We start from the raw sequence: 325 nt of genomic DNA, 5'->3' as shown, positions 1-325 counted from the left end.
CATGATTTTTTTAGCAGCTTTCACTAAACTATATTCACCTGACATTTGACGCGCTTCTTCGTCATTAATAGAAATTACATCAACATCTTTGATCACATCCATCAACTCATTCCAAGCACAATCCATCCAAAAGTTCATTGTATCTAAAACAACCAAACCTGGACGATTATCTAATTGTGTCAACACTCCTTTTTGTACCAATGGATGTAAGTTTCCTAACATCAAAACGTCTGGAGATTTGCGATCTTGAGGAACAATTGGATTAAACGTTTCTAAAACATTCAATTCTGTTGCTAACGTATCACGTGTGTTCAAATCATTATGG

At 35.1% G+C, this 325-nt stretch carries 1 protein-coding gene; it reads right to left on the bottom strand.

The window, feature by feature from the left end:
- A partial coding sequence (locus QWI17_RS09065) for a carbohydrate kinase family protein (RefSeq protein ID WP_302722191.1) occupies positions 1–325 on the bottom strand: 325 nt, incomplete at both ends.

The organism is Gilvimarinus gilvus (assembly GCF_030518155.1).
Taxonomy (GTDB): Bacteria; Pseudomonadota; Gammaproteobacteria; order Pseudomonadales; family Cellvibrionaceae; genus Gilvimarinus; species Gilvimarinus gilvus.
This window is presented reverse-complemented; position numbering and strand designations above follow the sequence as displayed.